Origin of the sequence: Thiorhodovibrio winogradskyi (assembly GCF_036208045.1) — a bacterium.
GTDB lineage: Bacteria > Pseudomonadota > Gammaproteobacteria > Chromatiales > Chromatiaceae > Thiorhodovibrio > Thiorhodovibrio winogradskyi.
Genome location: NZ_CP121472.1, coordinates 4,245,790 through 4,270,088, shown reverse-complemented (window position 1 = coordinate 4,270,088; position 24,299 = coordinate 4,245,790). Strand labels below are relative to the sequence as shown.

The following is a 24,299-nucleotide window of genomic DNA, read 5'->3' as shown; positions in this document are numbered from 1 at the left end:
TCTGTCATTCAGCCCGCCGCGCGCAAGGCCCCCAGCGGCGGTCGCACCAGCGGCCCCCAGCTGGCCAGGGTGCCGGCCAGGCCGATGAGCAGCGCGCTGCCGGGCACGCCAAGCAGCCACAGCCAGGGGTCGATGCCGTAGGCCAGGTCGAACACCTGGGTCGCTAGCAACCAGCCAATCAGGGCCGCGAAGGCGCTGGCCAGCAAGCCGGCGAGCAGGCCCAGGGTGGTGAATTCAATCATGATCGCGCGCAGCAGGGGACCGCGTCCGGCGCCCAGGGTGCGCAGCACGGCCTGTTCGGCGCGGCGGCTGCCGAGGCTTGCCTGAATCCCGGTGATCATCACCAGCAGTCCGGCGAGCAGGGTAAAGCCAAAGACATATTCCACCGCGCGGATACCCTGGTCGATGACGCCGCGCACCTCGGTCAGCAGGGCATCGATATCAATCACTGTCACACTGGGAAAGCGCTCGAGCAGTTCGGGAATCCAGCCATCGCGCCCGGGCGGCAGATAAAAGCTGGTCACCCAGGTCGCCGGCTGGTCGTTGAGCGCGGCGGGTGGGGCGATGACAAAAAAGTTCACGTTAAAACTGTCCCACCGCACCTCGCGCAGGCTGGTGACCGGGCCGCTGATCTCCTGCCCGGCCACCCAAAAGCGCAGGGTGTCGCCCAGGGCAATGTTCAGGGTCTCGGCGATGCCTTCCTCCACCGAGAATTGGGCCGGGGCCTGGTCATTCGGCCACCAAATGCCCGCCATGAGGCGATTGTCGGTCTGCAAGTCGCTGGCAAAGCTCAGGTTGAACTCACGCCGGGCGAGGCGCTCGGCGCGCGCGTTGTCATAGGTTTCCTCATCGACCAGACGCTCGCCAATGGCGCGCAGCCGCCCGCGCACCATGGGGTAAAGACCGGAGGTGTCGAGACCGGCGTCGCGGAAAAACGCTCGCAGGGGTTCGACCTCGCCCGGCTGAATGTTGATCAAGAAGCGATTGGGCGCGCCTTCCGGCAGGCTTGCCTGCCAGTCGCGCAGCAGATCCACCCGCACCACCGCCAATAGCAGCAGCGCCAGCAGACCGATCCCAAAGCCGCACAGCTGCATGACCGACTGCGCCGGGCGCCGCCCGATGCCGGCCAGTCCCAGGCGCCAGATGCCGCGCGCGCGCCGCGCGGCAATGCGCGCGCCCCAGACCAGCAGGCTGCCAAGCCCGGCCAGGGCCGCGATGGCGGCCAGGGTGCCGCCGAGCACCCGCAACGCCAGGTCGACATCATCGGCCAGCCAGAACAGCAGGGCCGCCAGGGCCGCCACCGCCGCGCCCATGGCCAGCGCCAGGGAGGCGGGCGGGGCGCCGAGATCGCGCCGCAGCACCCGCAGCGGCGGCACCCGCGCGAGCTGCACCAGGGGGGGGAGGGCGAAGCCGGCCAGGGCGATCAGTCCGGTGCCATAGCCCAGCGCCAGCGGGCGCAGCGACGGCGGTGGCAGGCGCTCGCCAAACCAGTCACCCAGGATCAGCAGCAGCCCCTGCTGTCCCAGATAGCCAAGCAGGCAACCGAGGGTACTGGCGATCAGGCCCAGACCCAGCAGTCGCCAGGCAAAGAGTCGCGCCAGCAGACCGCGCGGCGCGCCCAGGGCACGCATCACGGCGACCGCGTCGGTCTGGCGCTCGACAAAGCGCCGGCTGGCCAGCGCCACGGCGGCCCCGGCGACCAGCACCGTGGTCAGGGCCGCCAGGTGCAGAAAGCGTGCCGCGCGCTCGCTGGCCGAGGCCAGTTCCGGGCGCGCGTCCTGGGCGCTTTGCAGCTCGGCATCGGGTGTGAGATGGCTCTTGGCCCAGTCGCCAAAGGTGCGCAGCGCCGCGGGCTCGCCCGCCAGCAGCAGGCGATAATCGACGCGGCTTGCCGGCGTGATCAACCCGGTGGCTGGCAGATCGGCGGCGGCCATCATGACCCGGGGGGCGAATTGCGCGAAGCCGCCGCCGCGATCCGGCTCATGGGCAATGATGGCGTCGATGCGCAGGGGCTGCTCGCCAAGGCGCAGGCGCTCGCCGATACTGAGCCCCAGCGCGTGCAGCAGCGGCGCCTCGACCCAGGCCGTGCCAGGCGCGGGGCCGCTGGTCATGGTCTCGCTCGGGCCGTTGAGCGCGTGTTGAACGCGCAGCTGGCCGCGCAGCGGATAGCCTGGGCTGACCGCCTTGGCCTGCACCAGCTGGGTTTTCTCGCCCGCCAGCACCACGCTGCGAAAGCTCAGCGTCTCGGCGCTGATCAAGCCGCTTTGCGCGGCGCGCGCGCGCACCGGCTCGGTGATCGGCTGACTGGAAGCGATAACCAGATCGGCCGCCAGCAGGTCGCTGCCCTGGCGATCAATGGCGGAGGCGATGCGGTCGGTGAAAAAGCCCACGGCGGTCACGGCCGCGACCGTGAGCACCAGGGCGGCAAGCAGCAGTCCCAGGTCGCCACCGCGCCAATCGCGCCCGAGCAGACGCAGCGCCAGGCGCCAGGCGTTGTGTCTGGGCGCGGCGAGGCGGGCGGCGGCGGCGGTGGCTGGGGATGCGCTCATGGCGGGCTGATCCGGGCGCATTAGTCTTGCTCCCGCAGCTGACCGTCGTGCATGTGCAGGCGGCGGTCGCAGCGCTCGGCAAGGGCCGGATCATGGGTGACCAGCACCAGGGCGGCGCCGGCGTCGGCGCGCAGTTGCAGCAGCAGTTCGATAATGCGCGCGCCCGTGTCGGCATCCAGGTTGCCGGTTGGCTCGTCGGCGAACAAAATGCGCGGCGCCGGTGCGAAAGCGCGGGCAATGGCGACCCGCTGCTGTTCCCCACCGGAGAGCTGGCGTGGATAATGTCCGGCGCGCTCGCTCAAGCCCACGGCGGTCAACGCCTCCTCGGCGCGGCGGCTGGCCTCGGCGGCGCGCTCGCCGGCCAGCTCCAGCGGCAGCAGAACATTCTCGCGCGCGGTCAGGGTTGGTAGCAGTTGAAAGTTCTGGAACACAAAGCCCACCCGACCCTGGCGCAGGGCGGCGCGGCCGTCCTCGTCCAGCCCGGCGAGCGCCTGGCCGCACAGCCAGATGTCGCCGCTGCTCGGGCTGTCGAGCCCCGCCAGCAATCCAAGCAGGGTGGACTTGCCCGAGCCGGAGGCGCCGAGAATGGCCACCGCCTCGCCCGGGGCGACATCCAGGTCCAAAGCGCGCAAAATGCTCAGGTGACCGGCGGGGCCCTGGAGTTGCTTGCCAACCGCCAGCGCGCGACAGAGCGCCGGCGCTTGCGTGAGCTGATCGGATTCCGTCATGCTTTCTTGGTTGTCCTGTTTTGGGATGGGCGGCGAATGAAAATGCCGCGATATGGCAGCTCGTCAGTTAGAAATGATCAATTCCATGAACGGCAAGTTCAATAGCAAGTCTTTGCACATCCTGATCTTGGCGGCCATCCTGGCACTCTTCGCCAGGGTTTCCGTGGCCGCCGAACCCTTGCGCCTGCTGGTGCTCGGTGACAGCCTGAGCGCGGCCTATGGGATGCCAGTCCAGGATGCCTGGGTGGCCTTGCTCGCACAGCGCCTTGACGCAATCCGGCGCGAGGACCGGTCCGAAGGCGAGTCCGAGAAATGGCCCGGTGTCGAGGTGATCAATGCCAGTATCTCTGGCGAGACCACCGCCGGTGGGCTCGAACGCCTGCCCGGGTTGCTCGCTAAACACCGTCCGCGGCTGGTTATCATCGCCCTGGGCGCGAACGACGGGTTGCGCGGTTTTGCCCCGCGCGACATCGGCGAGCGGCTGGTCCAGCTCATTGATCGGGCCGAGGCGTCCGGCGCCTCTGTTTTGCTGGTCGGTATTCGTCTGCCGCCCAATTATGGTGCGGCCTACAGCGAGGGCTTTCAACGCATGTTCGCGGATGTCGCCGAGCAGACCGGCGTTCAACTGGTGCCACGCCTGCTCGCCGGCGTGGCCGAGCGCTGGGATCTGATGCAGGCCGATGGGCTGCATCCCACGGCGGCGGCGCAAGCACGCATTCTCGATAACCTCTGGCCAGCCTTGCGGGAGATGCTGCATGCGCCTGGGAATTGATCAACTCCTCAGCCAACCCGAGGCGCGCGCCGAATTGCGCGGGCGGCGGGTGGCGCTGCTCGGCCATTCCGCCTCGGTCAATCATGTCGGGCGCCACACGCTCGACGCGCTCATGACGGTCGGCGCGGTCGAACTGGTTGCCGCCTTCGGTCCCCAGCACGGGATGCGCGGCGACAAACAGGACAACATGATTGAGTCCGATGATTATATCGACCCCGTGTATCGCATCCCGGTGTTCAGTCTCTACGGCCAGGTGCGCTACCCAACCGAGGAGATGCTGGCCAGCTTCGATCTGCTGCTGATCGACCTGCAGGACATCGGCACCCGCATTTACACCTATGTGACCACCCTGGCCAATATGCTGGGCGCTTGCGCTGGTAAGGGTAAAGGCAAGAGCAAGAGCGTTTGGGTGCTGGACCGACCCAACCCGGCCGGCCGGCCGGTCGAGGGCAGCCTGCTGGAATCCGGCTGGGAGAGCTTTGTCGGTGCCGGGCGGCTGCCGATGCGCCACGGGCTGACCTTCGGCGAGCTGGCGCGCTGGTTCGTCGCCGAGTGCAAGCTCGATCTCGATCTGCGGGTCATTCCCATGCACGGCTACGACCCGCACCTCGCGCCCGGCTTCGGCTGGCCACGCGACGAGCTGCCCTGGGTCAACCCCAGTCCCAACGCATCCTCACTTAACATGGCGCGCTGTTTCCCCGGCACCGTGCTGATCGAGGGCACCCATCTCTCCGAAGGGCGCGGCACCACCACGCCGCTCGAGGTGATAGGCGCGCCTGACCTCAATGTTTGTCGGCTGCTCCAGCGCATGGAGAGCCTGGCGTCGGACTGGATGGCCGGTTGCCTGGTGCGCTGTTGCACCTTCGCGCCGGTGTTTCAGAAACATGCCGGCGCGCTCTGTCAGGGGATTCAAATTCACACCGATAGCGCCCATTATGACCACGAGGGCTTCCGCCCCTACCGGTTGGTGGCGCTGTTTTTGAAAGCCCTGCGCCTAGAGCGGCCCGACGAGCCCATCTGGCGCGACTTTCCCTACGAATACGAGAGCGAACGCCTGGCCATCGACCTGATCGACGGCGGCACCGGCCTGCGCACCTGGGTGGACGATCCCGAGGCCGAGCCGGGCGACCTTGATGCCCTGTTGCGAGCCGATGAAGCCGAATGGCGCGAGGCGCGGCAGCCCTTCTTGCTATACCCTTAGAACGTCTGCTAGCGAGAGGAGAGACCAAGCATGAGCGAACATGACCCCTCCAAGGACCTGATCATCGCCCCACGCACGGCCGAGGTGCAGCGCCAGACGCTGGAAACCGAGGTGCGGGTCGGGCTCAATCTGGATGGCGAGGGCCAGGCGGCCATTGCCACCGGCGTGCCCTTTCTCGATCACATGCTCGATCAGATCGCCCGCCATGGCCTGATCGACCTCAGTATTGCCGCGCGCGGCGACCTGCAGATCGACGCCCATCACACGGTGGAGGATGTCGGCATCACCCTCGGGCAGGCGCTGCACAAGGCGCTGGGCGACAAACGCGGCATCCGGCGCTACGGCCATGCCTATGTGCCCCTGGATGAAGCCTTGTCGCGCGTGGTGGTCGATCTGTCCGGGCGCCCGGGCCTGACCTTCCAGGTCGCCTTCAGCCGTGCGCGTATCGGCGACTTTGACGTGGATCTGGTGCGGGAATTCTTCCAAGGCTTGGTCAATCACGCCGCCCTGACGCTGCAGATCGACAATCTGCGTGGCAGTAACGCCCACCATCAGGCCGAGACCATTTTCAAGGCCTGCGGTCGCGCGCTGCGCATGGCGGTCGAACCCGATCCGCGCATGGCCGGGCAACTGCCCTCGACCAAGGGCCGGCTTTAGCCCGATGCTGGCGCGCACAGGTTAAGAATGACTGCCGGTTAAGAATGATCGCGGAGAACAACAAGAAGAACGTTGCCTCCCGGGGGCGAGGTGGGGAGTCAGCTGAACAATCCTTATGAATCATCAAGGCTTTGAACAATTGAGGACTACAACATGACCGCGAAAGACGATTTCGCCTCCCTGCGTTGCTCGCCGCTGACGGCCAACCTCGACGACGAACAGGTGCGCGCCCTTGCCGGCATCGCCTGCTGTCGTCGGCTGGCGGACCAGGAATTTCTCATTGAGGAGGGCCGGGTGGACAACAGCCTGCACATCATCACCGAGGGCTCCCTGGCGGTGACCCGCGATCTCGGCAAGGGCGAGTTCACGACCATCCATGTGTTGCGCGCTGGCGACATGGCCGGGGAAATGGGCTTTATCAGCGGCCGCCCGCACACCGCCTCCCTGCGCTCGCTCGGCATGACCCAGGTGTGCAGCATCGAACGCGAGGCCTTCGAGTCCCTGCTACTCGACTACCCCTGGATGGTCTACCGTGTGATGCAGAATATCGTCCAGGTCGGACAGGACATCCTGCGGCGGATGAATTCCCAGTACGTGGAAATGACCAAATACATCCACCGCTCCCACGCGCTTTACTAGCCAGCGCTTTACTCACGCGGATACCGGCGGGCGGGGTGCGGGCTGAACGCGCGACCCTGGGGAGGCGAAGGCATTCGCCTCCATTCCCATCCATCGTTTGGCACCCCTGGCCGCCGAAAGACGTGACATGAAGATTCCCACGCTAGAAACAGAGCGATTGAAACTCCGGGAGTTCTCAAGCGAGGACTTGGACCCCTATGCCACCATGTGCGCGGACAATGCATTCATGCGCTACTTGGGTGGCAAGACCTTCACCAAGACCGAAACCTGGAGAAACATGGCCTTTTTGCTTGGGCATTGGGCGATGCGTGGCTACGGTGTGTGGGCAATCGAGCATCGCGAGACTGGCGAGTTGCTCGGGCGAGCGGGTCTCCTAAGCCCTCACGGATGGCCTGGGGTCGAACTGTGTTGGGCGCTGGGCCCGGCACACTGGGGGCAAGGATATGCGACCGAAGCGGCCAAGGCATCGATCACTTGGGCATTCAATCATCGTGGGATCGATCAGCTGATCAGCCTGATACATCCAGGGAACCATCGTTCCGAAGCCGTGGCGAAGCGGGCGGGCGAGCTGTTGCTGCGGGAGATGCGCTTTCGTGGTCAGCCAACCAAAGTCTACGGGATACAAAAGCCGGACGGCGAGGCTGGGAACAAGCTTGCTTAGCTCTGGTCCAGGCTCCGATCCCCTGGGGTCGCGGTCCCGGCTGGCCACAGTGCCAGCAAGCTGAGATAGCCCATCCACACCAAAAAGGCCGATGTCATCACATCGCTGAGAAAATGCCCTCCGCTGGCAATGCGGATCCAGCCAATCGCCAGCGCATAGGCCAGCGCCAGTACAAACCACAGACTCCGCGCCGAGGCCAGCTCCACCGCGACCACCACCACGAAAAACGCCGCGGCCGCATGCCCCGAGCTAAAGGAGCCGCCTCCCTCATCCGAGGGCAGAAAGGCCGGCGTGAACGCCGATGTTCCGCCGAATTCAGTCAGACTGATGGGGCGCGCCCGCCCGAGGTTCTCCTTGAGCCCCTGATTGACCACTAACCCGGGAACCAGGACCAGCAGGGCAATGAGCAACACCAGCTGGCGCCCGCTTGGTCCTTGCCGACCCAGGCCCTGCTTGACCCGTGCTCGGCCCCGCCACCAGGCAGCCACCAGCGCGAGGACCAAGCCAATAAGGACGACATCGATCGAGTGATACAGTAGCCGTTCCCACCAGCGCCTCTCGGCCACAAAGCCGGCCTGGGGGTCGAAAAACCAAGCTGAGACGGCAAGATCAAGCTCGGGAAATGCCAGCATTAGGTCGGCAAAGGCAAAGAAAGCGATCCACAGCGGCAGCGGAACGCCAAACAGCCGCTCTTCTCGCGGGGGGCGGGTGTTTGTGCCTTTGTGTTGCCTTGGGGCGGGCGCGACCATGGCCTCCATGCCACTAAAACAGGGTGTAGATAAAGGGCGCCACGGCCGATCCCTGCGCCAGCACAATCAAGGCGCCGAGCAGCAGCATCACCACGATAATGGGGGCGAGCCAGAACTTTTTGCGCTCGCGCATGAAGCCCCACAGGTCTTTGAGCAGGTCGAGCATCAGTAAGGTCTCTCCAGGGTGTCAGGGGTTGGGGTCGCGCTCGGCACGCGGTAGGTCGTGGCCTTGGGATCGAGCCGGCGCTGCATGGGGTCCTTGCCGAACAGGCGCATCAGCAACCCCGCTGGCACGAACAACAGCAGATACACCAGGCTTAGAATCAGCGGCGTGGTCACGCGGCTCAGCAGCAGGCCGAAGTGCATCCAGCCGCGATACATCGGCCGCAGGGAGCGCGGCGCGATCAGCCCCCAAAGCGCCAGTAAGCCCGCCACTGGCCAGGGCCATAGTGGCCAGTGGGCACCCAGCAACCAGGGCAGCAGCAGGCCGAAGAGTGCGGCGATCAGCGCCGCGGTGGTCAAGGCGAACTGGCGCAGGCCGGCCGCGTCGAGTTCGGGAATGGGGTGGTTCATGTGGGCTCCCGTCAGTCCAATGCGAATTCCTGCCGCCAGTTGTCATCGCGCGCGGGTTCGGGCTGGTCCGACTTGGCGAGCAGGCAGTTCTCCAGCACCAGATAATCCATCTCGGTGCGCATGAAGCAGCGATAGGCATCCGCGGGCGAGCAAACGATAGGCTCGCCGCGCACATTAAAGGAGGTATTGATCAGCAAGGGTACCCCGGTGCGCTCGGCAAAGGCCTGAATCAGCCGGTGGAAACGCGGGTTGGTCTCAGGGTGGACAGTCTGGATGCGAGCGGAGCCATCGACATGGGTGATCGCCGGAACCTGGGAACGCGGGACATTGAGCTTGTCGATGCCGAACAGTTGCTGCTGCCGCGCGCTCATGGCAATGCGTTTATCGGCCTTGACTGGCGCCACCATCAGCATATAGGGACTGGGCGCGCGCTGCTCGAACCAATCACTCAGCTGCTCGGCGAGCACCGCCGGGGCAAAGGGGCGGAAAGACTCGCGATATTTGATTTTGAGATTCATCACCGACTGCATTGTCGGATTGCGCGGGTCGCCGATGATCGAACGTCCGCCGAGCGCGCGGGGTCCGAATTCCATGCGCCCCTGGAACCAACCGACGATCCGCCCCTCGGCGAGCAGTTCAGCCAACTGGGGCATCAGGGCGTTGTCGTCCAGACGGATATAGCGGATGCCTTGGTCGCGCAGAAAGTCCTCGATGCGCGCATTGCTGAAACCCGGGCCAAGATAGGCGCCCTGCATGCGATCCCCGGCGCTGGCCGCGCGGGCTTGGTCGAGATACTGGTGCCAGACCGAGAGTGCCGCGCCCAAGGCGCCGCCCGCGTCACCAGCCGCGGGTTGAATCCAGATGTCCTTAAAGGGCCCCTCGCGCAGCAGGCGACCATTGGCCACGCAGTTGAGCGCGACCCCACCGGCTAAACACAGGTGATCTGTTTTCAATTCCTGGTGCAGAGTGCGCGCCAGACGCAGCACAATGTCCTCCGTGACCTCTTGCACCGAGCGGGCCAGATCCATCTCCCGCTGGGTCACCGGGGATTCCGGCTGTCGCGGCGGTCCGCCGAACAGTCGCGCGAAGCGGCGGTTGGTCATGGTCAGGCCGCTGGCGTAGTTAAAGTAGCGCATCTTCATGCGGAAGCTGCCATCGTCCTTGATGTCGATCAGATGCTCGCGGATCAGCTCCACATAGCGCGGCTCGCCATAGGGCGCGAGGCCCATCAGCTTGTATTCCCCGGAATTAACCTTAAAGCCGGCAAAGTAGGTAAAGGCCGAATACAAAAGCCCCAGCGAGTGCGGAAAGCGAATCTCCCACTGGGGTGTGAGGCGCTGACCCTCCCCAAGCCAGGCGCTGGTGGTGGCCCATTCGCCAACGCCATCCAAACAGAGCACGGCGGCGCGCTCGAAGGGGCTGGGGAAGAAGGCCGAGGCGGCATGTGCCTGGTGATGTTCGGTAAACAAGAGCGGCGGCAACGCGGTGGTTTTGAGGTCGCCGAGTCGGGCCAGCTCTTTTTTCAGCAAATCCTTGAGAAACAGCTTTTCCTTCAGCCAGATCGGCATGGCGGTGATGAAGGAGCGCAGCCCGCGTGGTGCGTAAGCCAGATAGGTCTCGAGCAGGCGCTCGAACTTGATCAGCGGCTTGTCGTAGAAGACCACCTGGTCGAGATCGCCCAGCGCGATCCCGGCTTCCTCCAGGCAATAGCGGATGGCATCTGCTGGAAAGGCCGCATCGTGCTTCTTGCGCGAGAAACGCTCCTGCTGAGCGGCGGCCAGTACAGTGCCGTCGCGCACCAGGGCGGCCGCGCTGTCGTGATAATATGCCGAGATGCCGAGAATATTGACTGCCATGGCAAAGCCGCATTCGTCCCTTGGGTTTCAGCCCGCCAGTATACCCAAGCCGGCGCGACTAGGCGCGAGCCAGCCGCGCGCACTGTCATCCTTGAAGAGAGTGGGTTGAGATGAGACGCCTGTTGTTTGTTGCGCTCTGGTTGGTGTTCGTGTTTCTGCTGCTGCAGCTGGCGGGCTTTGTGTTCTATCGCCTGGAAGTCAGCAAGCCCATCAGCGGCTATGGCTACCCGGCCGGACTCGAGCAACCCCATCCCGCGCTGGGCTACCACTATGCGCCCAATTTTTCCGGGTTTTTCAAGGGCACGGCCTATCAGGACGTCGCCATTCGCACCAATGCCCAGGGTTTTCGCGACAGCGATTTCGCGCCCCGGCCCAACGAGGGCAGGCGCATTGCCGTGCTGGGCGATTCCGTGGTGTTCGGCCCCGGCGTGAGGCAGGACGAGCGCTTCACCGAGTGTCTGGATGGCATCGCGCTGGCGGATGGCACCCGCGCGCGCTTTCTCAACCTTGGCGTTCATGCCTACAGCTTGGGGCATTATCTGGCCTTGGCGCGCGAGAACTTTCTCGGTGCCGACCCTGATGCCCTGCTTCTCGGCATCACCCTGAACGATTTTCAGCCGATGGATAGCGTGGGCCCGGCCCGGCGGATGCGCCGACGTGCTGAGGAGGCGCACAAACCGCACTGGATCGCCCGGCTGCAGGAGCGTCTGGGCCGCACCTACGCGGCACGCTTTATAGCGGAGATCGACACCCGGCTGCGTTATGCTCTGCTTAACACCAACGAGCGCGAGGACTACCATACTGCTTGGATGCGAAGCGTGGTCGATGCCTGGGAGCAGGAGGCCAATCGCGCGCGTTTCCAGGCGCGGCTCGAGGACTTGACCACCTTGGCCGCCAAGCGTGCGCTGCCACTTGGAGTTGTGCTCTTTCCTGAATTGAATGATCTGCGTGCCCCTGAGGTCTTCGGCGGGCCGCGCAAGCAAGTGCGCGCCATCCTAGACGCACGCAGGCTGCCCTACTGCGACCCCTATGACGATTTTGCGGCTTCCCCGGATGTCGCCGCGCTGTTTTTAACGCGTGACAGCGTGCATTACACACCGGCAGGCCACCAGGCGCTCTGCGATGCCATCAAGCGCTGCCTGGACTCAGGGCCGCTACAAGGATTCCCGCCTAACAGGTCCACCGGGACGCACTGAATCCGCCGTGATCCCCAGCGCCTCGAGATAGACAGCCGCGCTCTCGGCCACGGAAAAGGCGTTGGCGCGCTCGATTAGGCGCGCGGGTTGGGGCGGGTCTGCCAGCGTGCGCCCGATCACCTCGGCCAAGGCCCTGTCATCCCCCACCGGGACCAGCTGGTCCGGACAGCAGGGACCAAGAATCTCGCGCGGTCCCGAGGGACAGTCAGTGCTGACGGCCGGGGTGCCGCAGGCGAGCGCCTCGACCAGCACAATCCCCAGTCCTTCCCAGCGCGAGGTCAAGGCGAACAAATCGGCGCGCTGCATGAACGGATAGGGATTGGCGACAAACCCAGGCAGATCGACGCGCGCGCGCACGCCCAACTCCTCGGCGAGCTTGAGCAGCGCCGCGTGCTGCCGGCCGCGACCCAGAATGACCAGCCGACAAGGGCGCTCGGCGTTTACCCGCGCGAAGGCGCGGATCAGGGTCGCGAAGTCCTTGCGCGCGCCAAGCTCGCCCATCCCCAGGATGACCGGCGGCCTGTCTCCATCCACGGGTGATGGGTTGAACCAGGGATGATCGATCGTCTCCCGGGCCAGGTCGCGCAGGCGTGGCGACACAATGGGACTGGGCGCGATGCTGATCAGAGCGGGCGAGAGTGCGAAATGCGCGCGCAAATCCTCGGCTACCCCGGCGGAGGGCACCAGCACCCGGTCGGCAAAGGGATATAGCCAGCGAATCGAGGCCGTCTGTGCCCAGCGCTCCAGGCGCTTGCGGCTGGCCAGATTGACCGAGACATGGGTGCCAAGGCGCACCACCAGCCGGGTTTGTGGGCTTGCCAGCGCACGGGCGAGAATCGCCAGGCGGTTGACGCGATCCTTGTCCGTCAGCAGGGCGGCGGGCCGGGTGCGCCTGAGATACCCCAGCAAGGCCGGCAGCGCGGTGTTGACATGGGAGCTGCCAAGATCAATGCAGCGCACGCCAGCCGGAACCTGCGCAAGATGCGGCCCGTGTCGGCGGATTTGCAGCAGATCGATCTCAAGCCCCCAGGCGGACCATTGTTCAATCAGATTGGTCAGGATGCAGTCAACGCCGCTGTGACCCGAGGTGGCCGCGAGAATGGCCAGTCGGGTGGATGGGAGCTTGGCAGCCTTGGGCATGGCTCAATGGCCGGCCAGCGGAGCGCGGCGCTCAGAGTCCCGCGGCTGACTCGGGCTGGCCAAGGCAAAAAACACCATGGCAAGATAAAAGACAAAGGATGACATAAAGTGTGAATAAAGCGACAAGGTGGCACTGAGCGGGAAGGCCGCCAACAGCAGGGCGATCCCCCAGGTTGCCGCGTCATAGGCTTGATGGCGCAACAGCCTTAGGGTCATGCCGGCAATCAACAACTGAAACAGGGCAAAACCAATGAGCCCGATGGTTCCGGTCTCGGCCGCGACCTCAAGAGCAAACAGATGCGGCTGGCCGCGGAAGCGTTCATCCTCGGGGGCGTAATCCGCATAGGAGTACTTATAGCTTTTCACCCCAATGCCATTGATCGGGTTCTCCTGATACATGCGCGCGGCGCCGATCCAATGCGGTAGCCGGTCGCTCACCGCGACATTCATTTGCGCGTAATCGCCGGAGAACAGCCCGTCAAGTCGCACAATTCGCTCTTTTAGCCAGTCCGTCTGCGCCACCGCGAGCGAGGCGATGACCGCGATCACGGCGACCGAGAGGACGCCCCAGCGCAGCGCCTTGCGCAGGCCCATGGCCCAGAGCACCAGGGCATAGGCAAACATCGACAGCAGCAGCAGCATCCAGGCAACACGGGTGCCGCCATAGAGGATGACCAGCAGGTAGGGAAACAGCAGCAGCGCCAGCGGTCGTTTGCGGGAACCAAAGCGCACCACGGCATGAAAGAATACGGGCGACATGATCGCCAGCACCAGGGTAATGCGTGTGCCCATCATGCCGGTGATGCGTTGTCCGCCAAAGGCCTCCTGGCCAAAAAAATTCACCCCGGTGACGAGCTGAAAGACCGCATCCGCCGTCCATAACAAGAGGACCGCGAAGGCGCCACCGAGCAACGCGCGCGATCCTGGATGGCGCCCATGGGCCTCGATCCACAGGTAGGCGGCCAGCAGGTACATCAAATAGCGTGCCGTGGCAATGACCGAGACGGCTGGGGATTCGCTATCGGGAAGGGACAGCAGCATCGGCAGCCACAGGCAGGCAAAGGCGGCGCTAAACCACAAAAAACCCTGATCGGTCGGCCATGCGCGTCGCCGAATCAATACAACGAGCCCAGCCAAGGCCAAGGCCGCGAAAAAAAAGCGGAACAATTCGCCAATCGAAAAAAATAACAGCAGCAAGGTTGCCGCCACGACGGGCCACAGGTGCTCGAAACGCGCCTGGGCGGAGCCCGCGCGGCCATCCAACGCCTTTTTCAACATCGGGAACCCTCGTCGGCCAAGCCAAAAATCTCGGCCAGTCGCGCGCAAAAAGTCTGCATGGACATGGTGGAATAATCCCTCGGGTGCGCCCGTGTCAGCGCCTTGAAATACAGAAAAGCGAGATAATCGTGGTTTGTTTCCGGGTTCGGTTCCTGGTTGAGTGCCCGCTGCAACGCATCGGTCAACTGGTCGCGCCGCGTCACCAGATGCACCAAGCCATCAAACCCATAATAGGCGCGCCCGAGAACCACCACGGGCCGGTTGAAGATCATGGCCTCGATGCCAACCGTCGAGTTGATGGTCACCACGGCCTGTGCCGCAGGCAGCAGCGCCCTGATGTCGCCTCCATCAAGCCAAAACACCTGCCCAAAGCGGCGAATCAGTGGATCGTAATCCGTCTTGTCGCGATCCGCCGGGTGTAATTTCACCACCAAGACAAGCTCAGGCGCGATGTCCGCCAGTGCCTCCACGAGACCCGTGATCACCTCATCGAGCTGGTTGCCATAGAGCGGAGAATGAACCGTCAACTGGCTGTCTTGACGGACCTGTAGCGGAAAGAGCACATAGCGCTTCGGCAAGGGAGGTGGCGTTTTTGGCACCAGCCGATTAACGCGCCGTCCGGGTTCGCGCTCACGCCAGTCGATCAGCGCCTGTTCCAGGTAGGCAAGAGGCGATGCCCCGAGCGCGCGTGGGCGCGACACGGCGGGCGTGAACCTCTTGCCGTCGCGATACGCCTGCAGCACGGCATCTAGGGTTGCATACTCGCGCGCGGACCACGATAGCCCCAGAATGCGCTCAAGCCTCCTGTGGTCGGGACCAAAGGACGAGGCGGCATTGACACCCTTGGGGTCGAGTTGCATGGTCCCGGGCAGGTAGCCGTTTTCTCCAAACGCCATCGGGATGCCGTTAACACGCGCAAGCTGCGCCGCCAGGCCCGCGGCAAGTCCCGAACCGTTCCAGCAAAAAAGACCATCGGGAGCCCGGTGGTCGAGAAAGGCGCGCAATGAGTGCAACAGCCGCCGGTAATCCGCGCTCGCGCGGGTCACGGCGTCCCGGTCGCGCGCCAAGCGCAGCCCGGCCAGCAGTGCGTCGCGGTCAATGTCCGGGTCCGGGCGCTGGGCTTGCGGCCGGGCCGCTCGCGCAACCGGCCAGAGGCGCGGGGCTGGCGCCAAGGCATGACCACAACGGCGCAGGATGCTCCTTGGTTTGGGTCGCAGCGCAAAAAAAGCCGGGTGAACGCCCGCCGGAAGCTCGCCAACCGCGGCGCACAGATAAGGCGTCAGCCGCATCCCTGGGTCAATAAAGGCAATGGTCTTGGGCATGGGGGGAAGGTCAACAGCAGCGGCATGCTCCGGGGCGCCCGCCACCATGAAGCAGCTTGCCGCGGAGCAGAGGGCAGCCATCGGGAGTAAGATTGCATCTGGCTGAATCCAGCCAAAAACCCACGGACGTTAGCAAGGGGAGAGAGGCTTGGTCAAGGCGATAGGCAAGGATAGCGCGGCAGCGCAATGCTCCGGCTCCTGTGATTGTGCCCTGTTTTTGTTGCCCAGCCGGTTGCAGTGTCAGTGAACCGACCCGCGCACGAACGCATTCTGCTGGTCCGCCTCAGCGCCATCGGGGACATTGTCTTCGCCTCGCCGCTGATCGATGCCTTCCGCGCCGCCTGGCCGCGGGCGCATCTGGCCTGGTTGGTGCATCCAGCGTGCGCCTCCCTGCTCGCGCATCACTCGGCGCTGGATGCGGTCATTGAGTGGCCACAGCCGCGCCTGCGCGCCTTGCTCGCCGAGCGGCGTTTCGGTGCCTTGCGACGGGAGCTCCTGGTTCTTGGCCGAGAGTTACGCGCGCGGCGCTTTGATCTCGCGGTCGATTTGCAGGGCTTGATGAAAAGCGCGCTGCCGACGCGCCTGACCGGCGCACCGGAACGCATCGGACTGGACTCACGCGAGGGCAGTGCCCTGCTGATGACGCGGGTGATCCGCGCGCCGCGAGATGACCCTCGCATTGGCTCCGAATATCGCGCGCTGGCCGATGCACTCGATCTGCCGATAGGCGATTTCGCCATGCGGATCGCGCCTGGGACCAAGGCGCGGGCGCAGGCGGAGGACATGATCCGCCAGGCCGGTTTGGAACGCGGCTTCGCGTTGCTATGTCCCTTCACGACGCGCCCGCAGAAGCATTGGTTCGAGGATCGCTGGGCCGAGACTGCCGTCCGCCTGAGCCGGCCGTGCGCTGACGGCGGTCTTGGTCTCCCCGCCCGCCTGTTGGGCGCCCCAGGCAATCGCCCGGCAGCCGCGCGCATCGCCCGCGCCGCTGGCCTGCCGCTCGATGCCTGGGTGGGAGAGACCAGCCTGCCCCTGGCCGCGGCGCTGATTGAACGCGCGAGCCTGCTCATGGGCGTTGATACCGGGTTGAGCCACATGGGAATAGCCGCCAAGATTCCGACCCTGTTGCTGTTCGGATCGACCCGGCCTTATCTGGAAACCGGGCGCGCGGAGGCGCGGGTGCTTTATCATGCGCGCGACTGCTCGCCCTGCCGGCGCCGCCCGAGCTGCGATGGGCGCTTCGACTGCATGCGCGCCATCTCGGTTGATCAGGTGCTGGCATCGGCCGCTGCCTTGGTTGAGCTCCATGCCGACAGAACCCATGCCTGACTGCCCCCCGCCCCCAACTCACATCCAGGATCATCCGCCCAAGGATGATCCACCCCAAGCGCATCCAACTAGCGCTCATCCACCCAGCGCTCGCGATCTGCGTCCGATCAGCATCCTGCATGTCGAGGGCGGTGCGCGCCTCTATGGCGGCGCCTTGCAGCTGCTCTATCTGCTGCGCGGGCTCTCGGCGCTTGGGGTCGACAACACCCTGGCCTGCCGCCGGGGCTGCGAGCTAGCCACCCGGGCCGCGCCTTTTGCCCGGGTCGAGACCCTGCCGATGCACGGCGATGCCGACCTGCTGCTGATTGCGCGCCTGCACGCGCTGATCGCCCGCGTGCGCCCGGATATCCTGCATCTGCATAGCCGCATCGGTGCCGATGTGATGGGCGGCCTTGCCGGGCGCCTGGCCGGCGTGCCCGTGGTGCATACGCGCCGCGTCGACAATCCGGAGCCTGCCTGGCTGGCGGCGCTTAAATATCGGCTGCATGATCGGGTCATCGCCATCTCCGCCGGAATTGCCAGGGTGCTGCGCGAGGCTGGGGTGCCGGAGCACAAATTGCGTCTGGTGCGCAGTGCCGTCGATACCCAGGCCTATGCGCGACCCTGCGACAGGGCTTATCTGTGCGCGCAGCTTGGCCTTGAGAATGACGGACCGAGGGAGGCTCCATACATTGGCGTGGTGGCGCAACTCATCAAGCGCAAGGGCCACCGGGTGCTGCTCGAGGCCCTTCCGGCGTTGGTCGCGCGCTGGCCCGATCTGCGGGTGATCTTTTTCGGGCGCGGACGCGAGGACGCGCCACTGCGCGCGCGGGTCGCCGCTCTCGGGCTGTCGCGGCAGGTCATCTTCGCCGGTTTTCGCGCTGACCTTGACGCCTTGCTACCCTGCCTGGATCTGCTGGTCCATCCAGCCAGCATGGAGGGCTTGGGTGTCTCCCTGCTGCAAGCGGCCGCGGCCGGAGTGCCGGTGGTCGCGAGCCGGGTTGGCGGCATCCCCGAGGCGGTGCTCGATGGCGAGACGGGCTTGCTGGTGCCGCCAGGCGATGCACAGGCATTACAAGTCGCTATCGCCCGCTTGCTTGGCGATGCCGTGCTGCGCCAGCGGTTAGGTCGGGCTGGGCAGGCGCGCATGCGCGCGGACTTCTCGCTCGCTGCGATGGTGGCGGGTAACCTGGCCCTATATCGCGAACTCCTGCACGCCGACTGAGGCCGAACACAGTTTTAAGCCATGACACGCGCCATCTACTCAGCCCTGCTCCATGCCCTGCTGCCCGCGCTCTTGTTGCGGCTGCTGTGGCGCAGTCTGCGCGCGCCCGCCTATCGCGAGCGCTGGCGCGAGCGGCTGGGGTTTTACAGCAAACCGCCAGTGCCGGTTGATATCTGGGTGCATGCGGTCTCGGTGGGTGAGGTGCAGGCCGCCCAGCCAATGATCCGCCACCTAATGCTGCGTGATCCGGGCATGCGGGTGCTGGTCACCACCACCACGCCAACTGGCGCGCGCCGACTGCGGGAGCTGTTCGATGAAAGGGTCGCGCACCTTTACTGCCCCTTCGACCTCTCTTTGATCGCGCGGCGTTTTCTCGTGCGCGTGAAGCCGCGTCTGGCGATTGTGATGGAGACCGAGATCTGGCCCAATCTGCTGGCCGAATGCGAGCGCCGTGACGTGCCGGTGCTGCTGGTCAATGCGCGGCTCTCGGCGCGCTCCGCGCGCGGCTACGCCAAGCTGCGCTCGCTGGCGGCTGAAAGCATGGGTCGCTTCCAGTTGATTGCCGCCCAGACCCAGGCCGATGCCGAGCGCTTCATCGCGCTTGGCGTGCCCGCCGAGCGAGTGGCGGTGACCGGCAGCATCAAGTTCGACCTGCTATTGCCCGCCAGCCTGACCGATCAGGCCGAGGTCATGCGCCGTGGCTGGGGCTCCAATCGTCCCATCTGGGTCGCCGCCAGTACCCACGAGGGCGAGGAAGAACTCCTGCTGCGCGCCCATGCCCGACTGCGCGAGTGGTTGCCGGCGGCGCTCTTGGTGCTGGTGCCGCGCCATCCGGACCGCTTCGAGCGGGTGGCCGCCCTGGTTCAGCGGCGCGGCTTCAAGCTCGCGCGGCGCAGCCTGGGGCACGCCTGCGATGCCCAAAGCAGCGTCTACCTTGGCGACACCATGGGCGAATTAGTGAGTTTTATCGCCGCCGCCGACGCGGCCTTTGTCGGGGGCAGCCTGGTGCCGACCGGGGGCCATAATCTTCTGGAGGCGGCGGCCGTCGGGGTGCCGGTGATCGTCGGCCCCCATGTGTTTAATTTTGTCGAGGTGACCCGCTTACTGATGGCGCATCAAGCCGCCGTGCAAATCCAGTCCATCGACGAGCTGACCCAGTGTCTGCATCGCTGGCTGACCGATGCCGCCGAGCGCGCCCGTATCGGCGAGAATGGGCGTCGCGCCGTCGAGGCGAATCGCGGCGCGCTCGAACGCCTGCTGCGCTTGATCGATCCCCATCTTGATGCCATCGCGCCAGCAAAGCCCTCTACTTGAATAACTGCCACACCGGGCGGAAGCGCTCGTGGTTGGAGTCGCCCAGCCACTCGAAGGCGACCGACTCGGTGTTGGTCACATGAATGCCACAATTGCGCATGCGCTCGAGTGCGTTGTCACGATGATGGGTGTGGCGGGAACAAATGGCATCGGCCGCCACGAACACCTGATAGCCCCAGCGTTGCAGCCCGGAGGCGGTTTGCACGATGCAGATATGCGCCTCCATGCCGACCAGCACCACCTGCTTGCGCTCGGGCGCGCTGGTCAGATTGCGCTCAAAGCCAGACGCCGTGCAGCAGGAGAAGCAGGTCTTCTCCGTGGCGACCACGGTCTCGGGCAGATGCTCGCGAATACCGGCGATGGTCTTGCCCAGTCCGTTCGGGTTATGCTCGGTGGCGATCACGGGAATGTCTAGAATCTTTGCGGCCTTGATCAGCCGGTTGATATTGCCCTCGACCTCAGCGCGCAGTTGCTGATCCATGGCGGCGGCCAGTCGCTCCTGGGCGTCGATGATCAACAACTGCGAGAACTGGCTCTGGCTCAAGGGCATGGGGGCTTGATGAATACTCATGAGAGACTCCTCGCGGCGCGGGGCAGGCAGGGCAGGGGATCAGGCGCGGGGATTTAACATCCACCCGGGCCTGGACAAAGAACCGAGAGTTAAAAGGTTAATAGGTGGCCATGTTCGGATCGACCTGCTCGGTCCAGGCAGCAATGCCGCCTTGCAGGTTGAGAACCTTGCGGTGTCCCATGCGTTCAAGATAAAGCGCGACTTGCAGGCTGCGCACACCATGATGGCAGATGACAAGGGTCTCGCGATCGGCGTCCAGTCCAGCACGCTGCTCGGGAATCTCCCGCATTGGGATCAGACGGGAGCCGGGAATCTGGCAGATGGCCGCTTCCCAGGGTTCGCGCACATCGATCAGCAGGGGTGGTTCGGCCTCGGTTGCGAGACGCTCGGCGAGGGCTTTGGGGGTGATGTTCCGCATACTTGCGAGGGGTGCTGTCACCGGATGTCAGAACACAAAGGCATCCACGCGTGGGGCGTTCTCCAGGGGAGGCACACAGGTCTCGAACAGCGACTCCCGTCGGTAGCCGCCGCGACCGACGCGCGTAATCAACACCGCCTCCATCACTGGCGCCTCGCCCACAAAGGCAAACAGGCGCCCGCCAGCAAGCAACTGCTCGCGCAGTCGATTCAACGGTTCCTCGGTGGGTAGCGAGCCGGTCACGGCAATGGCGGCAAAGGGCGCGGCCTCGCTATCCGCGGCAAAGGCATCCAGGGCGCGGATCTCAATGCGCCCGACCGTGCCCTCGGCAATCAGTCGCTCACGCGCCTGATCGGCCAGGTCAGGGTCGATATCGACGCTGTGCACAGCCTCCCCGAGTTGCGCCAGGCAGGCTGTGACATAACCCGTGCCGGTGCCGATCTCATACACCCGGTCGGTGGATTCAAGCCGCAGCGCCTGCAGCAGCCGCCCGACGATTTTGGGCGCCAGCATGCGCTGCGAGGGCAGGGCGCCGATGGGAATCTCGATATCCGCGTATGCCAGCCCCTGATAGGCATCCGGCACGAAGCGCTCGCGCGGCATGCCGCCCATGATGTCCAGCACCTTGGCGTCCAGCACCTGCCAGGGACGCACCTGCTGTTCGATCATGTTAAAACGCGCGCGCTCGAAATCGGTAGTCATGAATCGGCAACCTCGGGATGAGTCGCATAATGGATGAAAGTCGCGGCCAGACGAATCCGTCTTGGGCTCGCGCCGCGCACGCTACTAAGGCTAAGGTTTTTGTCCCATGCTGGCAAGTCACACCAGAGTCACACCAGGACCAGGTTGTCCCGGTGGATTAACTCCTCATCATCCACAAAGCCCAGAATGGCGGCAAAGTTCGCACTCGGCTGGCCGAGCAGGCGGCGGGTCTCGAGCGCGTCGTAATTGATCAGACCACGCGCGATTTCCCGACCATGGGTATCCACGCAGGCCACGGGATCACCGCGGCTAAACTGCCCCGAGACTGCCTTCACCCCCACTGCCAGCAAACTGCGACCTTTCTCGCACAGCGCGCGCACGGCGCCATCGTCCAGCACCAGTTGCCCCCGCGGCTGGAGCTGACCAGCCAGCCACTGCTTGCGCGCGGCTTGCGGACCCTGCACCGGCGTTAGCAGGGTGCCGATCTCAGCTCCGGCGTGAATCTCGTCCAACACCGCGGTGCGCCGCCCTGGCGCGATCACGGTCGCGCAGCCGGAGCGCGCGGCCAAGCGCGCCGCGCGCACCTTGGTTAGCATGCCGCCGCGACCCAGTCCCGAGCGGCTGCCACCAGCGGCGCTGTCAAGGCGGCGATCATCGATACGGGTCTCGCTGATCAGGCGCGCATCCGGGTGGCTGCGCGGATCGGCCTCGAACAGGCCATCCTGGTCGGTCAGCAGAATCAACAACTCGGCCTCGATCAGATTGGCCACCAGAGCCGCCAGGGTGTCATTGTCGCCAAAGCGCAGTTCATCGGTGGCGACAGTGTCGTTCTCGTTGACAACTGGGATAACACCAAGGGAGAGCAAGGTGCGCAGAGTGCTGCGGGCGTTCAGGTAACGGGCGCGGTTGGCCAAATCATCGCGTGTCAACAGAATTTGTGCCGTTTGCAGCGCACGTTGGGCAAAGCCGTCCTCGTAAGCGCGGATCAAGCCCATCTGGCCAATGGCCGCGGCTGCTTGCAGCTCATGCAGGCTGCGTGGACGTTGCCGCCACCCCATGCGCGCCATGCCCTGCGCCACCGCGCCCGATGATACCAGCACCACCTGATGGCCCTGTTGACGTCGGGCCGCGATCTGCGCGATCCAGGGCGCAAGGATTTCCCTCGACAACCCCTGGCCATCCGCCGTCAAGAGGGCGCTGCCAATCTTCACCACCCAGCGCTTGATGGCCGGGATACGCTCGCGCGCGAACAATAAACAGGAATCCTGCATGGTGTTAGGAGAATCCAAGCCTAGTCAAGCGGATGCCAGGCATCCTCGGCCGAAGTGCTCTCTGGCGAGGAAAGGTCTTTGTGTGCGACCTGGTGCTGTTCGAGATGTTGCATCAGCGCGGCGGTCAATTCGCCAGTGCCGGCGCCGGTGACGGCTGAAATGCAAAACAGCGGACCAGTCCAATCCAGCGCCCGGCACAGCTCGGCGCGAGCCTCGGCCAGCGCGGCCTCCTCGATAAGATCGATTTTGTTGAGCACCAGCCAGCGCTCGCGAGCGCTCAGGTTGCGCTCAAACGCGACCAACTCCTGCTCAATGGTGCGCACCTGTTCGGCGGGGGAAGGCATCCGTGGGAGCGGCGCGATATCAATCAGATGCAGCAGCAGGCGAGTGCGTTCCAGGTGTTTTAAAAAGCGGATGCCAAGCCCGGCGCCCGCGGATGCCCCGGTGATCAGCCCTGGAATATCGGCCATCACAAAATGCCGACGCTCGGAGACGCGCACCACCCCGAGATTGGGGTACAGGGTAGTGAAGGGATAATCCGCCACCTTGGGCTTGGCGCTGGAGAGACGCTGAATCAGACTCGATTTGCCGGCATTGGGCAGCCCAAGCAGGCCGACATCCGCCAGCAAAATCAACTCCAAGGCGAGTGCGCGCCTGTCCCCCGGGGTGCCAGGCGTCGACTGACGGGGAGCGCGGTTGGTGCTGGATTTATAACGGGCATTGCCAATGCCGTGAAAACCGCCACGGGCGACCAGCAGCCGCTCATCAGGCCGCAAGACCTCGCCCAGCAACTCGCCGGTTTCCTCGTCCCGCACCCGAGTGCCCACGGGCACCGGAATGATCAAATCCTCGCCCGATCGGCCCCTCATGTTGCGGCCCATGCCGGCCCGGCCGCGCTCGGCGCGATGCACCCGCTGATGGCGAAAGTCAACGAGGGTATTCAGACCCGTGTCGCCGACCAGAAAAACCGAGCCGCCATCGCCCCCATCGCCCCCGTCAGGCCCACCCTTGGGGATAAACTTCTCGCGCCGAAAGCTCACGCAACCCGCGCCACCATCGCCGGCCTCGACCCGGATCACGGCCTCGTCGACAAATTTCATGGGTTAACTGTCCAGGAACCGGTGACTATCGGCCAGCATCGCGTCCGTATCGGCTTAGATCCCGACGCCCTTGTCGCGGGTCTCGATAACCCCTTCCGTCGCCGTGTTGCTATCGGCCTGGCCCGGTAGCGGCAAAACACGAACACGGTGACGTCGTGGGTCGATTGTGACGAGCGCGCCAGCGTCCAGGGCGATCTTTGCTGATTCCAACGCGGTTGGAACCGATTCACCCATCACTCTTGGGATGATGTGCTCCGCACGAATCTGCAGAACGCTGGGCGCGCGTGCCTTGGTAAGGTAGAGAAGGGCACCGAAGTCGAGGTCATGGGTGAGGATAATGTGCTCATGTTGCCTCGCCCAATCCATGATCACAGCATCCTCGGCTCGAATATCTCCAATCCGACTCCAGTGGATCGCCTCATGCCCAGCTTTTCGCAGATATGGCTCCCATACTTCCGGGATATTCATGTCCAGCAGGTCCAGCAGGAGTTTCATGCAACCTGCAGGGGGAGATCCTGTTCTTCAAAACGCCATGCAGCATAAGCAAGCGCCGCGTAAATATCCCTAGCTTCAAGACAGGGGTAGATCGACAATAAGCTGTCCACGGTCTCGCCTGAAGCAAGAAGCCCCGTTATGGTACCGACTGTAATGCGAATGCCACGAATACAGGGTTTTCCGCCCATGACCCGCGGATCGATGGTGATGCGGTCCATTTCGGGGAATTGCATATTGCTTTCCTGCTCGCGACCAATACAAGTGACCGCTAGGCGCGGACTTAACCGGCAACCGGCTGCACGCTGACAAACTTGCGGTTCTTAGGGCCCTTCACATCAAAACGCACCAGACCGTCGGCCAGCGCGAAGAGCGTATGGTCGCGCCCAAGTCCGACGTTCTCGCCATTGTGAAAGCGCGTGCCGCGCTGGCGCACGATAATGGTGCCGGCGTTAACCGCCTGCCCGCCAAAGCGCTTGACGCCAAGGCGTTTGGATTCCGAATCGCGGCCGTTGCGCGAACTGCCGCCTGCTTTTTTGTGTGCCATGAAAGTTCTCCAAAAAAATCGGTCGGTCAG

General features: G+C 64.7%; 26 protein-coding genes. 9 read left to right on the top strand and 17 right to left on the bottom strand.

The window, feature by feature from the left end:
• Positions 1-8: 8 nt before the first annotated feature.
• Both Thiowin_RS19460 and Thiowin_RS19455 read right to left on the bottom strand, forming a co-directional pair.
• A complete protein-coding gene (locus Thiowin_RS19460) occupies positions 9-2,549 on the bottom strand; it encodes an ABC transporter permease (protein ID WP_328984619.1) in 2,541 nt (846 codons plus the stop codon).
• A gap of 20 nt (positions 2,550-2,569) precedes the next feature.
• Complete coding sequence (locus Thiowin_RS19455) at positions 2,570-3,277, bottom strand: ABC transporter ATP-binding protein (RefSeq protein ID WP_328984618.1); 708 nt, start codon at positions 3,275-3,277, stop codon at positions 2,570-2,572.
• Between the two features lie 85 nt (positions 3,278-3,362).
• On the opposite strand from Thiowin_RS19455, the gene Thiowin_RS19450 reads away from it, so the two are divergent.
• The 5 genes from Thiowin_RS19450 to Thiowin_RS19430 all read left to right on the top strand — a co-directional run bounded on the left by Thiowin_RS19450 (position 3,363) and on the right by Thiowin_RS19430 (position 7,207).
• The gene (locus tag Thiowin_RS19450) at positions 3,363-4,049 is read left to right on the top strand and encodes an arylesterase (protein ID WP_328984617.1); all 687 of its coding nucleotides are present in this window, start codon (positions 3,363-3,365) and stop codon (positions 4,047-4,049) included.
• On the top strand, positions 4,033-5,250 hold the full coding sequence (locus Thiowin_RS19445) for an exo-beta-N-acetylmuramidase NamZ family protein (protein WP_328984616.1): 1,218 nt from the start codon (positions 4,033-4,035) through the stop codon (positions 5,248-5,250). The genes Thiowin_RS19450 and Thiowin_RS19445 overlap by 17 nt, the downstream gene beginning before the upstream one ends.
• Before the next feature lie 30 nt (positions 5,251-5,280).
• Positions 5,281-5,907: an imidazoleglycerol-phosphate dehydratase HisB gene (gene hisB, locus Thiowin_RS19440; RefSeq protein ID WP_328984615.1), complete on the top strand. Its 627-nt coding sequence runs from the start codon at positions 5,281-5,283 to the stop codon at positions 5,905-5,907.
• Positions 5,908-6,060: 153 nt separating this feature from the next.
• Positions 6,061-6,546, top strand: a complete 486-nt coding sequence (locus tag Thiowin_RS19435; protein WP_328984614.1) for a cyclic nucleotide-binding domain-containing protein — start codon at positions 6,061-6,063, stop codon at positions 6,544-6,546.
• 127 nt (positions 6,547-6,673) lie between these two features.
• Complete coding sequence (locus tag Thiowin_RS19430; protein ID WP_328984613.1) at positions 6,674-7,207, top strand: GNAT family N-acetyltransferase; 534 nt, start codon at positions 6,674-6,676, stop codon at positions 7,205-7,207.
• Here the strand turns inward: Thiowin_RS19430 and Thiowin_RS19425 are convergent.
• Genes Thiowin_RS19425 through Thiowin_RS19410 form a run of 4 tightly spaced genes read right to left on the bottom strand, consistent with a single transcriptional unit; the run spans position 7,204 to position 10,385 of the window.
• On the bottom strand, positions 7,204-7,956 hold the full coding sequence (locus tag Thiowin_RS19425) for a phosphatase PAP2 family protein (RefSeq protein WP_328984612.1): 753 nt from the start codon (positions 7,954-7,956) through the stop codon (positions 7,204-7,206). The two genes, Thiowin_RS19430 and Thiowin_RS19425, sit on opposite strands and share 4 nt — an antisense overlap.
• 13 nt (positions 7,957-7,969) lie before the next feature.
• A complete protein-coding gene (locus tag Thiowin_RS19420; protein WP_200240908.1) occupies positions 7,970-8,122 on the bottom strand; it encodes a DUF5989 family protein in 153 nt (50 codons plus the stop codon).
• Complete coding sequence (locus tag Thiowin_RS19415; RefSeq protein WP_328984611.1) at positions 8,122-8,529, bottom strand: SxtJ family membrane protein; 408 nt, start codon at positions 8,527-8,529, stop codon at positions 8,122-8,124. Before Thiowin_RS19415 ends, Thiowin_RS19420 begins: the two co-directional genes overlap by 1 nt.
• A gap of 11 nt (positions 8,530-8,540) precedes the next feature.
• Positions 8,541-10,385, bottom strand: a complete 1,845-nt coding sequence (locus Thiowin_RS19410; protein WP_328984610.1) for a carbamoyltransferase family protein — start codon at positions 10,383-10,385, stop codon at positions 8,541-8,543.
• A 110-nt stretch (positions 10,386-10,495) separates the two neighbouring features.
• On the opposite strand from Thiowin_RS19410, the gene Thiowin_RS19405 reads away from it, so the two are divergent.
• Positions 10,496-11,581, top strand: coding sequence for an SGNH/GDSL hydrolase family protein (locus Thiowin_RS19405; RefSeq protein ID WP_328984609.1), 1,086 nt, complete (start codon positions 10,496-10,498; stop codon positions 11,579-11,581).
• Here Thiowin_RS19405 and Thiowin_RS19400 read toward each other — a convergent pair.
• Genes Thiowin_RS19400 through Thiowin_RS19390 form a run of 3 tightly spaced genes read right to left on the bottom strand, consistent with a single transcriptional unit; the run spans position 11,540 to position 15,402 of the window.
• Complete coding sequence (locus Thiowin_RS19400; protein ID WP_328984608.1) at positions 11,540-12,721, bottom strand: glycosyltransferase; 1,182 nt, start codon at positions 12,719-12,721, stop codon at positions 11,540-11,542. The genes Thiowin_RS19405 and Thiowin_RS19400 overlap by 42 nt on opposite strands.
• A gap of 3 nt (positions 12,722-12,724) precedes the next feature.
• Positions 12,725-13,999 (bottom strand): O-antigen ligase family protein, encoded by a 1,275-nt coding sequence (locus tag Thiowin_RS19395; protein ID WP_328984607.1) that lies wholly within the window; start codon positions 13,997-13,999, stop codon positions 12,725-12,727.
• Positions 13,993-15,402: a capsular polysaccharide export protein, LipB/KpsS family gene (locus tag Thiowin_RS19390; RefSeq protein WP_328984606.1), complete on the bottom strand. Its 1,410-nt coding sequence runs from the start codon at positions 15,400-15,402 to the stop codon at positions 13,993-13,995. Before Thiowin_RS19390 ends, Thiowin_RS19395 begins: the two co-directional genes overlap by 7 nt.
• 162 nt (positions 15,403-15,564) lie before the next feature.
• On the opposite strand from Thiowin_RS19390, the gene Thiowin_RS19385 reads away from it, so the two are divergent.
• From Thiowin_RS19385 to waaA, 3 genes are all read left to right on the top strand, one after another.
• On the top strand, positions 15,565-16,650 hold the full coding sequence (locus tag Thiowin_RS19385; protein WP_328984605.1) for a glycosyltransferase family 9 protein: 1,086 nt from the start codon (positions 15,565-15,567) through the stop codon (positions 16,648-16,650).
• Between the two features lie 106 nt (positions 16,651-16,756).
• Positions 16,757-17,854, top strand: a complete 1,098-nt coding sequence (locus Thiowin_RS19380; protein ID WP_328988128.1) for a glycosyltransferase — start codon at positions 16,757-16,759, stop codon at positions 17,852-17,854.
• A 21-nt stretch (positions 17,855-17,875) separates the two neighbouring features.
• Complete coding sequence (gene waaA, locus Thiowin_RS19375) at positions 17,876-19,168, top strand: lipid IV(A) 3-deoxy-D-manno-octulosonic acid transferase (RefSeq protein ID WP_328984604.1); 1,293 nt, start codon at positions 17,876-17,878, stop codon at positions 19,166-19,168.
• Here the strand turns inward: waaA and Thiowin_RS19370 are convergent.
• From Thiowin_RS19370 to rpmA, 8 genes are all read right to left on the bottom strand, one after another.
• Positions 19,161-19,739 (bottom strand): isochorismatase family protein, encoded by a 579-nt coding sequence (locus tag Thiowin_RS19370; protein ID WP_328984603.1) that lies wholly within the window; start codon positions 19,737-19,739, stop codon positions 19,161-19,163. The two genes, waaA and Thiowin_RS19370, sit on opposite strands and share 8 nt — an antisense overlap.
• A gap of 97 nt (positions 19,740-19,836) precedes the next feature.
• Positions 19,837-20,157, bottom strand: coding sequence for a rhodanese-like domain-containing protein (locus Thiowin_RS19365; protein ID WP_328984602.1), 321 nt, complete (start codon positions 20,155-20,157; stop codon positions 19,837-19,839).
• Positions 20,158-20,184: 27 nt separating this feature from the next.
• Positions 20,185-20,859, bottom strand: a complete 675-nt coding sequence (locus tag Thiowin_RS19360; protein ID WP_328984601.1) for a protein-L-isoaspartate O-methyltransferase family protein — start codon at positions 20,857-20,859, stop codon at positions 20,185-20,187.
• A 128-nt stretch (positions 20,860-20,987) separates the two neighbouring features.
• Positions 20,988-22,130, bottom strand: coding sequence for a glutamate 5-kinase (gene proB / locus Thiowin_RS19355; RefSeq protein ID WP_328984600.1), 1,143 nt, complete (start codon positions 22,128-22,130; stop codon positions 20,988-20,990).
• A gap of 20 nt (positions 22,131-22,150) precedes the next feature.
• Positions 22,151-23,230 (bottom strand): Obg family GTPase CgtA, encoded by a 1,080-nt coding sequence (gene cgtA, locus Thiowin_RS19350; protein WP_328984599.1) that lies wholly within the window; start codon positions 23,228-23,230, stop codon positions 22,151-22,153.
• 54 nt (positions 23,231-23,284) lie between these two features.
• Positions 23,285-23,725 carry a DUF5615 family PIN-like protein gene (locus tag Thiowin_RS19345; protein ID WP_328984598.1) on the bottom strand — a complete coding sequence of 147 codons (441 nt, stop codon included), beginning with the start codon at positions 23,723-23,725 and terminating at the stop codon, positions 23,285-23,287.
• Positions 23,722-23,958 carry a DUF433 domain-containing protein gene (locus tag Thiowin_RS19340; RefSeq protein ID WP_328984597.1) on the bottom strand — a complete coding sequence of 79 codons (237 nt, stop codon included), beginning with the start codon at positions 23,956-23,958 and terminating at the stop codon, positions 23,722-23,724. The genes Thiowin_RS19345 and Thiowin_RS19340 overlap by 4 nt, the downstream gene beginning before the upstream one ends.
• Positions 23,959-24,005: 47 nt before the next feature.
• Positions 24,006-24,269 (bottom strand): 50S ribosomal protein L27, encoded by a 264-nt coding sequence (gene rpmA, locus Thiowin_RS19335; protein ID WP_328984596.1) that lies wholly within the window; start codon positions 24,267-24,269, stop codon positions 24,006-24,008.
• Positions 24,270-24,299 lie beyond the last annotated feature (30 nt).